General features: G+C 37.3%; 10 protein-coding genes. 5 read left to right on the top strand and 5 right to left on the bottom strand.

Annotated features, from left to right (window positions below; translation table 11 throughout):
* Window positions 1-14: 14 nt before the first annotated feature.
* Genes CXF85_RS07680 through CXF85_RS07700 form a run of 5 tightly spaced genes read left to right on the top strand, consistent with a single transcriptional unit; the run spans window position 15 to window position 7116 of the window.
* Complete coding sequence (locus CXF85_RS07680) at window positions 15-2294, top strand: dynamin family protein (protein ID WP_101227907.1); 2280 nt, start codon at window positions 15-17, stop codon at window positions 2292-2294.
* 11 nt (window positions 2295-2305) lie between these two features.
* Window positions 2306-2869, top strand: coding sequence for a hypothetical protein (locus tag CXF85_RS22950; RefSeq protein ID WP_198555531.1), 564 nt, complete (start codon window positions 2306-2308; stop codon window positions 2867-2869).
* Complete coding sequence (locus CXF85_RS07690) at window positions 2869-6081, top strand: ATP-binding protein (protein WP_101227908.1); 3213 nt, start codon at window positions 2869-2871, stop codon at window positions 6079-6081. Before CXF85_RS22950 ends, CXF85_RS07690 begins: the two co-directional genes overlap by 1 nt.
* Complete coding sequence (locus tag CXF85_RS07695) at window positions 6078-6704, top strand: HNH/ENDO VII family nuclease (protein ID WP_101227909.1); 627 nt, start codon at window positions 6078-6080, stop codon at window positions 6702-6704. Before CXF85_RS07690 ends, CXF85_RS07695 begins: the two co-directional genes overlap by 4 nt.
* A 1-nt stretch (window position 6705) precedes the next feature.
* Window positions 6706-7116, top strand: coding sequence for an SMI1/KNR4 family protein (locus CXF85_RS07700; protein ID WP_101227910.1), 411 nt, complete (start codon window positions 6706-6708; stop codon window positions 7114-7116).
* A 157-nt stretch (window positions 7117-7273) separates the two neighbouring features.
* Here CXF85_RS07700 and CXF85_RS23290 read toward each other — a convergent pair whose 3' ends face one another.
* The 5 genes from CXF85_RS23290 to CXF85_RS07720 form a co-directional block, all read right to left on the bottom strand.
* A complete protein-coding gene (locus CXF85_RS23290) occupies window positions 7274-7408 on the bottom strand; it encodes a hypothetical protein (RefSeq protein WP_269801162.1) in 135 nt (44 codons plus the stop codon).
* Between the two features lie 45 nt (window positions 7409-7453).
* The gene (locus CXF85_RS07705; protein WP_101227911.1) at window positions 7454-7684 is read right to left on the bottom strand and encodes a hypothetical protein; all 231 of its coding nucleotides are present in this window, start codon (window positions 7682-7684) and stop codon (window positions 7454-7456) included.
* Window positions 7663-8130 carry a hypothetical protein gene (locus CXF85_RS07710; protein WP_101227912.1) on the bottom strand — a complete coding sequence of 156 codons (468 nt, stop codon included), beginning with the start codon at window positions 8128-8130 and terminating at the stop codon, window positions 7663-7665. The genes CXF85_RS07705 and CXF85_RS07710 overlap by 22 nt, the downstream gene beginning before the upstream one ends.
* Before the next feature lie 159 nt (window positions 8131-8289).
* Window positions 8290-8478 carry a hypothetical protein gene (locus CXF85_RS07715; RefSeq protein WP_101227913.1) on the bottom strand — a complete coding sequence of 63 codons (189 nt, stop codon included), beginning with the start codon at window positions 8476-8478 and terminating at the stop codon, window positions 8290-8292.
* Complete coding sequence (locus CXF85_RS07720) at window positions 8465-9286, bottom strand: tyrosine-type recombinase/integrase (protein ID WP_442871863.1); 822 nt, start codon at window positions 9284-9286, stop codon at window positions 8465-8467. Before CXF85_RS07720 ends, CXF85_RS07715 begins: the two co-directional genes overlap by 14 nt.
* Window positions 9287-10404: the final 1118 nt, after the last annotated feature.

The following is a 10404-nucleotide window of genomic DNA, read 5'->3' on the forward strand; positions in this document are numbered from 1 at the left end:
ATTAAGGACTAAAAATGAGTGCATTAAAATTAGAGTTAGCCTACAACCCATACACGGTAAAATCAGTTTTTAAAATCAATGGACGCACGCTAGATGATGGCCCTTTAGTTGATATAACATCACAAAAAAGGTTACAACAATGGATAGACAAACTGTTTGATACAGTATTAAAGACTTATAACTCAAAGGACATATATTTTGTCTTTACTGGGGCTTTATTAGATTCTGAAGACGTTAAAGATGCTGTATTTATCCACAACAAAAACTCTAAGTGTACGATTAAATTAACTTGTAACACAACGAACGAGACTGTTGATAACAAAGTGACTAAATTGATAGCTTTGTACAACGAGGCAAAAGAAGGTCCTTTTGATGAATTTCGTACCGACGAAATGGCTTTAAATTTTGAAGGCGCATTAGCACCCGAGTTTGAAGTAAATGTCATTGCCACTATGTCATCCGGTAAGTCTACGGTAATAAATGCCATGCTAGGTAAAGAATTAATGCCAGCTAAAAATGAAGCATGTACCGCGACCATAGCAAAAATTTCAGACCATGATGATGAAACTCAATTTACGGCAAAGCGTACAGATCATAAGCAAGATATGATAGATGACTGGCAACTAGCTGATGCGAAGTTAATGGAACGATGGAATGATGATAAAAACACTTCAGTTATTGAAATAAAAGGAAATATCCCAGCGGTCAAAGAAAGAGAAAGTATTCGTCTTGTGTTAGTTGATACCCCAGGGCCAAATAACTCAAGAGATTCTGAGCACCGCCAAGCAACAACTAAAGCTATTTCAGCCAAAAATATGTCGATGGTTTTATATGTACTCAATGCAACTCAATTAAGTACTGATGATGACAAAACATTGTTGAATATGATTAAAGAAGCTATGAATCAAGGTGGGCGAGAGGCTCAAGATCGCTTTATCTTTATAGCTAACAAAATTGATAATTTTGATCCTGAAAAAGGAGAGTCCGTTGGGAAAGCGTTAAAAAACGTTAAAGAATACTTACAATACAACGGTATTGATAATCCTATTATTGTGCCTGCCTCGGCAGAATTGGCAAAGTTATTACGAGTGAGTGAATTTGAAGGTAAAGAATCATTAACTAGAAGGCAGAAAGGTGATTTAAATAATTACACCGATCTTTTTATTGAAGAGCCTGATATGAATATGTTGGAGCATGTAAAAGACTCTATTAGTAAAAGTACCTACAATAGTATTAATGAGCGACTACAATCTGAAAAAGGTAGTAAGAACGATGCTAAACAAGCCGAAATATTAAGTGGTATTCCTATTGTTGAAGCACTTCTCGATAATTTTATAGCAAAGCATGCTATCCCAGCAAAACTAAAAGACGCGGTTGACTCATTCTCGGGAGTAATGGCTAAAGCAGAAGGTATTGATAAGTTAAATGAGTTAATTGAAAAGAATGAAAATGATATGCAAGATATTGTTGATAAACTTAAAAAAGCTACAGAAGATAAATCAACCATAAAGCAGGCTAATGACTTTAGAAGCAAAGTCAAATCGTCAAAATATCATATTTCCGCAGGCGCAAAAAAATCAAGGTCACACATAGACAACAAAATTAATGACTTACTCGATGAATTACAAGGGAAATTTGAGAGTGAAGTAAAACCTTCCGAAGCTAAGATGGCATTTACAAAAGCAGAAAGGGAGTGCGAATATCTATTTGATAATATCGAAGAAATTTTATCGGATGCAATTAACAAAGAACAGATTGAAAGCCTGAATGATTTTAAGGATGAGTACCAAGAGTTTGTAGCTAAAATACTGGATAAGTCATTTCCTGATGATAAGGATATGGAGATGAGAAATTTTCAATCTGTCTCTATGAGTATGCCGGATACAAAATTATTATTGAGCAATGCGACACGAGAAAAGAAAACAGAAGTATTTGTTCGTACAGAAAGACATGGCTTTTTATGGATGAAAAAACGAGATATATATAAAACTGAGACTGAAGAGTATGTTGATATGTCAGGCCCTTGGGCTGAATTAGAAAACAGTATTCGAGTTACCAAAAAAGAAAATTTTGATGCCTTCGAAAAAAACGCAAAAAACAATTACGAAAATGCAAAAGATATCTTATTGAAGCAAATGGATGAGATAGATAATAAGATGGCAGAGACTATTGAAAGCCTAAGCAACGCGGCTTCAGATAAAGAATATCAAGAAAAAATGTTAACCGAATGCAAAGAAAAGAAAGAGTGGTATGACAATTTTGTAACTAAACTTGACGACATTTTGGCTATCTAAGGAGTAACATTATGCAAACTAATGAAATATTACAATCAGCCATAAACAGTAAAAATATTAACGCTGCTCAAGCTGTTATTCTTGCTTCATTTAGAAAGACTCGTAACGACCACATTTATCCATTTATTGAATGGGCAAATTACGCCAATACAGAATTTAATAAAAATGGGCTTACTTTTTTCATTGATGATGATGGAACAACTGAATTTACAGACAATAGTGATAATTGGAATGTAGATTTATGGAAAAGTTTACGCGTAGAATTAGAATATAATTTTTCAGAAATAAAGTTAGCTTATATTATTAAGGTAATGAAACACCTTCGCCAGATGGGTGACCCAGATTTCCAAGAAAAAACATCATCGCCCCAAGCTGCACCAATTAAAGAAAACTCGGGACATCCAAAACAAGGTACTAATCTAAAGCAAAATCACTTGAAAATCGGAGTTATTGCGGGAGCGGCTCTAGGTGCTGTATTGGGTGCGGTGGTAGGTCGTCCCATTATAGGTGGTTTGGTTGGTGCTGCTATTGGTGGTGGTCTTGGTCAATCTGTAAATGGCAGTAAGGATAAGTAATGAATGAATTACAAAATGTCGATGACTTGCAAAAAAATGAAAATTTGGAACTCGCTTTACTAGAAGTTGACCAAATCGTATTTAAAGGCTGTTTAGAGCAAATTGAAAAGTTTGATATCCTGCCTTTAAATAGTGATCTTGAAGAAGCGATTACAAAAATAAGATTAAATAAATTAACCCGAATTGTTTATGACAGGAATGAAAATAATCTAGATAAGTTAGTAAATGCGTTTGCATCATTACACAGCTGCAATAGTTCATTAGTTATTATCTTAAAAGGCCAAAAGCAATATACTGATATCTACATTGGTACAAATAAGATAGATAGTAGTAATGGTATGAGTGGTGGTGATGCTGGAGAAACATTAACAGCAGCATTACAGGGAAACTTCCAAGGTATTGAATTTGGCGAACCGCTATTTAGTTCAGACATTGAGTCATTACTTAATCCTATTGAGTCTGAAAATAATAACCATATAGCAAGTGTGCTAGGCGTACCTTCTTTGAAAAGTGAAGAGAAGGAAGGTTTCTCACAGGGCATAGAAAAAATTATTGAAGGCATGAAAAATAGAATTTACACAGCTGTTATTCAAGCAACCCCCGTTTCAAGGCAAGAGCTTGAAGTGATGGAGGTCGCGTATCAAGAAATTTATTCAACTTTATCTGTTTTTGAACAAAAACAACTGACTTTATCGATAAATGACAGTATTGCACTAGGTAAGTCGATTACTGATGGCGTGACTAAAACACTCTCTAAGAGTGCAGGGCAAACTATAACGAATACCAACGGAACCAATAGCTCTACGTCACATTCAGACTCTAAAACAAGATCAGATTGGGATATCAAAAAAGCGTTGAGTATGGCTGCAAGTGGTGCGGGTTCTGGGGCTATCGCCGCAGGTCTTTCTACTGGAGGGTTGGGAGCTGGCGCAGGTGCTCTTGTAGGTGGAATAGGTGGTTTTGGCATAGGTTTGCTTGGTGGTTCTAAAAGCACAACAGAAAGCTCTACAACGGGCGAAAATCATAGCGAGTCAGATGCTTACACAACGAACGAGAGTTACTCGACAGCAAATAGTAGCACTGAAACTGACTCTGAAACATCTAGCTCTGGTAGCAGTCGCTCTATTCAGGTAACAGAAAAAAATAAAGTGGTGCAGTCATTATTAGAGTCAATCGATCAGCAACTTAAGCGCATTCAAGAGTGTAAAAGTTACGGCATGTGGGGTTGGGGCGCATATTTTATTGGAGAAAGCCAGTTAGATGTTAACCTAGGTGCTGATCTGTACTCAGGCATTTTACGTGGGGAATCGTCAGGGATAGAAAGGAATGCTATTTCTACTTGGTCACGAAGAGATGATGACAATAAATTCACCGAAATTGCAAAATATGTTGCTCAGTTAAAACATCCTATATTTGAGACACCCCCGTATTTTAGAACGACACAGCTCTCTACTACCTCGTTAATTAGCACTAAAGAAGTTGCTTTGGCTATGGGGCTGCCACAAAAATCTTTACCTGGTATTCCCGTTTTTGAGTCGGTAGAGTTTGGTCGTGCGGTAACAACCTATAGAAATTCAGCCATTACTAATAAAATAGATATTGGTTCAATTTTTAATTTAGGCAGTATAGATGAGCATTTAAAAGTTAATTTAGATGTTGATTCACTTACTTCACATACATTTGTGACAGGAAGTACGGGCTCAGGCAAGTCAAATGCCATCTACTCAATGCTTAATAGTTTATGGAGTGAAAATAAAATTCCATTTTTGATTATTGAGCCAGCTAAAGGTGAGTATAAGGATGTATTTGGTGGCAATAAAGATGTTGCTGTTTTTGGTACCAATCCAAATATTTCACCACTGCTTAAAATCAATCCTTTTTCTTTCCCTACTGATATTCATATTACAGAGCATATAGATCGTTTAATCGAAATTCTTAATGCTGTATGGCCAATGTATGCGGCTATGCCAGCTATTTTGAAAGAAGCGGTAGAGCTAACTTATGAGAGCTTAGGATGGGACCTCTTAAATTCAAAAAACCGTTATGAGCCAGTCGTGTTTCCTGACTTTCAGGATCTGCTAGAGGAGCTGCCAAGGGTTATCGCAACTTCAGAATACTCTGAAGAAGTTAAAAGCAATTATTCTGGTGCTCTGTTAACTCGCGTTCGCTCTATGACTAATGGCTATTTTAAAACAATTTTTCAAAAGCAGGACCTAGCTTCTAGTGACTTGTTTGATAAGCCTTGTATTGTTGATTTATCAAGAGTGGGCTCTTCAGAAACTAAATCTCTTTTAATGGGAATGGTATTTCTTAAGCTCCAAGAATACAGAATGTCATCTAATAGGGGCTCGAACTCTAAATTAAAACATATAACAGTATTAGAAGAGGCTCATCACTTACTGCGTAGAACAAGCTCCGAACAAAGCCAGGAAGGGGCCAATCTTCAGGGGAAATCTGTTGAAATGATATCAAATGCCATTGCTGAAATGCGGACTTATGGTGAAGGTTTTATTATTGCTGATCAAGCTCCTGGTTTATTAGACCAATCAGTGATCCGCAATACTAATACGAAAATAATTCTACGTCTTCCTGATTGGGAAGATAGAAACTTAGTTGGAAAAGCAATAAATCTCAATGAGCAACAGATTGAAGAATTAGCTAGGTTGAGGACAGGTTGCGCAGCCATTTATCAAAATGATTGGCAAGAAGCCGTTTTATGCCAATGGGATTATTTTGATGAAAATAACCATCAAAAATTTGAGGTATCAAAAGAAACGGATTTGGTGAATATTGATTTACGGCTAAAATGCAAAACAGAGTTAGTTAAAGTGCTGCTAAATGGTTACTTAAGAGGTGATACAGCTGAGCAAGTTAAATTGGCGATTGAACAAGACCATTCAAACAGCGCTTTTTATTACCCAAATATTTACTTTAATTTAGACCATTCTTTTTCAGTGTTTAGTGAAATGGCAAGCATCCTTAATTTAGAAACCTTATTAGATAATATCCCTTCTAATGCAATTGATACCTGGATTGCAACATTGGAAGTTAAAATATTTAAGAGTTTAGATTTAAGCCAGTTTGATGCAAAGTCAAAATGCGACCTGTTAAAAATGGTTTTAGATATTTTGGTCGTTGAAAAACCTTGTAATAGAGATGTTTTTGAAATTCAGAAGGAAAAGATGACACGTCTACATGAGGTGATTTTATGATACTGGCTATGGAGAAGGTAATAACAGATGTTGTAAAAGAAAAAGTCAGTGAAGTAGGAAATAAATTGGGTGATAAAGTACCTGATTTTTCAAAAAACAATGAAACGTCCTCACTTGAAAGTAAGATTCCTACGTTTAAACGTTCAGCAAAAGAAATAAATAATAATCCAGTTTTACAGGAAAGCGAACAAAATGAAATCAAAAATAAAAGTGAATATTCAAAAAGTATTAATGAGGCAATGTATTCAACTGATGAGTTAAGTATATACCAAGATGTTCCTTTAGCAGAAAACACTGTTAATGATAATCTTGCATTGTGTCGAGATGATATCGACTTAAATAAAGCAGATGAGATGGGGCAATCAAATTTAGAACGAATGGAAAAAGGGAAACCACCAGTGGATCAAACAGGTAAACCTATTGAGTTACACCATGTTGGTCAGAAAGCTGATAGCCCATTAGCGGAGTTATCATACAAAGAACATCGTGATGGTGAGGTGGGGAACAATATTGTTCTTCATGATGGAACGCAGGATTCAAAAATTAATAGAGTGGATTTTGATAAAGAAAAAAGAGATTACTGGAAAGAAAGAGTTGAACAATTAAAAGTTGAGAGAGTTTAGAATGAATAAAGTTAAGGAATACATTGAAGCCAAAAAACATGATTTTCTAATGAAAACGGGGGTATCTAAAAGTGAAGTAAATGCAGCGCAGGACAAGTTAGGCTTTATTTTCGATGCAGATTATACCTATTACCTTGCTAATTATGGCCTCCTGTCATATGAGTCGATGGAAACTTTTGGGCTTGGAGTACCAATGACTTCTTATCGTAATATTGTTACAGCAACTTTGAACGTAATGAAAGAATATAAAAGCTTTCCTACTAATGCCGTTGTTATTGAGGATATAGGGGAAGATAATTATGTGATTATCGTCATGGATAAAGGTGTATTTCAATTCTCACCTAATTCACTTGATCTAATCTCAGATAATCTAGAAGACTATTTATTACTTAGGTTCTCAGAAGTGATTTAAGTTAAAAAAACTAGGCAATAGCTGTCTTGAGAAACACCGAAAGCCTAAGCTAATACTTAGGCTTTCGATTGTTTTTGTCATACACAAAGTTAGATATTTAATTCAGACTTCTCATCGTCATAGCTTAAAATATCTTGCTTAACAGTGATGTTCTCAGTCATTTTATCAATCCTTTCCCCAGTCCACGGCCTTCCTCACCAAACAAACCACCTATTTTAGCGGCAACATTCTCAAAACAGGCTAGCCTTTGTTTACCTGCTTTAATTTCAAAGTTTAATTTTTGTTCAAGCATATTAAGCTCCTCAGTTAGTTGAAGTGAATTATTTCTGATTAATAGTTAAATAAGACCAAATTCTTCCAAAAGTACCTTTGGTGTTTTAGGATTTGAGGCTGCAGCATCTTGTACATCTGAATTGATATCATCAACTAAATCAGACAATGCCCCTGCAGATGTATTTGGGTTTAATGCAACTTGAGGCCTAACAGACACAGCATCATCACGAATTAGATAATCTAGAACGCTTGATGATGCATTGGGGTGTGCTGCTAAACTTTGGCGAATAGACAATCGGGGTCATCAACAAATCTTTGGAGAATTGCTCCATGTGTCTTAGGGTTTATCACTAACTCTCTTTTGTTAGCAGGGGCATTTTCATCACTTTCAATTAGTTTTTGAATATCTATTGATGTCTTTAAGTGTGCTGCAACTGCGCATCTAACATCAAAGTCAGCATCACCCGCTAACCTATCTAATAGAGATTTTGGCAATTCAGGGATTCGTGCTAACTTCTCCCTTTCTATATGGTTCAACTCGGCTTCAATTCCATCAAACACTTCCTCTGGGGCATTAGGGTTGCTAGCAACAGCTAGTGCTAAGCTCCCGCTTGCACCTTGCTTCTTAGCTAATTTAATTAATAGCGATTGGGGTGCCTTTGTGTTCTGAGCGATAGAAACGAGCGCATCTTCTAACGTGCGTCGACCTGAGATTCCTGTAAAGCCATTTGATAGCTCCAAATGGCTTTACACTGTTGAGTATGTCGAGCAAATCATTATATTTTCTCGTAATCGATTCTTCATTTGAATTTTCTTGAACTGTCATTGTATCTATTCCTTTTTTTTGATTGCTTTAATGATTGTACATATAGCGGGTGACAGGTGGTGTCGGGGGAGTAGCTAACTTATCCAGTCACTAATAAGCTCTTTTGCAAACCCTAGCGGATCCTTCACCACGCCCACTATAGGCTTCGCAATTCCCTTTCCTGCGTAGTAGAGCGACTCAACAATCTTTCCATCATCCAGTGCTTCGTTTGCTTTCTCCATGTCTTCTAGTCCTTGTTCAAAATTCTCTTCATGTTTGGTCATGACGTATTTCCTTTTCAATTAGTTTGCGTGGTAGTACAAAGTCGCCAAGTTGTTCGCTGACAAAGCGTAGACGCGACGATTGAATGTGTGCATACCGCGTAGTTGTTTGTGGTGAGTGGTGTCCTAACAAGTGCTGAACATCGTATAGCGTTGCCTTTCCTGAGTTGATCAGAATCGAAGCAAAGCTATGCCGCAGATCGTGTATTCTCAAATGTTCTAGGATCCCAGCCCTTTCTTTAATTCGAGAAAATGATTTCTTAGGTCTAGTGATCGCCTTGCCTTCAACTTCACTAGCAAAGATATACGGATTGTTTCGCTTTCTGCGTCTGCTTTGTTCCTCAAGTACAGTCAGTGCCGCGTTGTTGATCAAAACCGTTCTAGCTAGTCCTGCTTTCGTATGTGGTAGAAATAGCGTTGCATTGCCATCTTCAATAGCAAAATCCTTCCATTGAGACTGACAAATCTCACTAATTCTCATACCCGTTAGTAGGGCTACTTTCAAAGCATTAGCACCTGCGCCACCTTCACCTGCATCACAAGCCTGTATGAACATTACAACTTCATCTTTGCTTATAAACCGTTGCTTAACATTGTTCTCCTTTAGTTTTTTGATGTAAGTCCCAGGATGTTTTTCTACAAATCCCCATTCCATAGCTAACCTAAACATCCGCAAGATACAGCTACGGATCCTGTTCACAGTTGCAGGTTTTAGCTTCACTAATGCGCTATCAAGCACTCGTTGAATATGATGTTGAGATATTCTAGTTAGTGGGACTGTCTTCCATTCGGGGTATAGATACTTCTTCAATATGCCTAAGTCATTTCTAACAGTGAGCTTGTTGACTGTGGCGTAAGGAACATAGTGTTCTATGGCAAAAGTATAGAATGTGACCTCATTCCTTTTGTCATCTCTGAGTTACTGGTCTATTTGAGTAGATTTCACTGATTTTGGCGACTGCGGCGACCGAACTTGAGCTAACTTTTTTCAGTAAAAAACTCTGTCGCCGCGGTCACGGAAAATGTTGAAATTTTTTTAGATGCTATTTTTTTTAAAGATTGGGTTTGAACTGATAGGTTTGTCGATTTGATTTTGGGAAGAAGATGCTGTGAGAAGTTTATTTAGCTGTAGAAACAACAAAGGCGTAACCGAAGTCACACCTTTATTCATTCCCTGACCACTGCAAATCCATTTAATCTAGTATTAAGCCCTGTAATACTATCGCCATCCTAGCGAACCAATCCTTGTTTTTTCTCTTTGACACTATCCTGTATTTGTCTTCTTCCATTCCCTGACAATTGAGTCACTTCCTGTAACCCCGCGCTTCCTAACTGTGATAATAATACGTCACTTCTACTGACTCAGCCATATGGTTACATATAAAAACAACTGTGTTTTTTATAGCTACTACTTGGGTTAAGTGTAAATAGACATTTTATTCAGATGGTTACGCCACTACTACTCACCATGTTGGCTAGCTTTTCTTCCTTGAATTGCAGACTTGTCTTACAAAGCACATGGAGAAATAGCTTTTACTGTTTGGCGAGGTTGCGGCGACTGAAAAATCATCTGTTTTTCTCACCGAATTTTTCAGATGGTATTGATGCGCATACTTTCTAACTTTGACAAAAACAGCTTAGAATCTCTCGTCAGTAGTCGCTAGAATTTAGTTGTGGGGCGTATTTCAGTGGGGCTAGTTTGCTGGTCAAATTCCGGTACTTGTCTGGTCGTTTCTTGGTGCTTTGTCTCTAGCTTAGAAATGTAGAAAACTGGGGGGGGGGGGGCAGCAGGGTTAAGTACTGGTCGTTTGACAGGCTTGAGGAAGGGTACATAGATAGGTGCAAAAAGAAGTACTCGCCCTCATAATCGGCAGGTCGCCAGTACAGGTCGTGTCTCTGATACAACTCGACCGCGGCCGACGATCTTCG

The sequence above is a fragment of the Colwellia sp. 75C3 genome (assembly GCF_002836255.1).
Taxonomy (GTDB): domain Bacteria; phylum Pseudomonadota; class Gammaproteobacteria; order Enterobacterales; family Alteromonadaceae; genus Colwellia.

Coding starts and splice junctions, on each gene's coding strand:
- CXF85_RS07680 (WP_101227907.1), top strand. CDS start 15: ATGAGTGCATTAAAATTAGAGTTAGCCTACAACCCATACACGGTAAAA.
- CXF85_RS22950 (WP_198555531.1), top strand. CDS start 2,306: ATGCAAACTAATGAAATATTACAATCAGCCATAAACAGTAAAAATATT.
- CXF85_RS07690 (WP_101227908.1), top strand. CDS start 2,869: ATGAATGAATTACAAAATGTCGATGACTTGCAAAAAAATGAAAATTTG.
- CXF85_RS07695 (WP_101227909.1), top strand. CDS start 6,078: ATGATACTGGCTATGGAGAAGGTAATAACAGATGTTGTAAAAGAAAAA.
- CXF85_RS07700 (WP_101227910.1), top strand. CDS start 6,706: ATGAATAAAGTTAAGGAATACATTGAAGCCAAAAAACATGATTTTCTA.
- CXF85_RS23290 (WP_269801162.1), bottom strand. CDS start 7,408: ATGCTTGAACAAAAATTAAACTTTGAAATTAAAGCAGGTAAACAAAGG.
- CXF85_RS07715 (WP_101227913.1), bottom strand. CDS start 8,478: ATGACCAAACATGAAGAGAATTTTGAACAAGGACTAGAAGACATGGAG.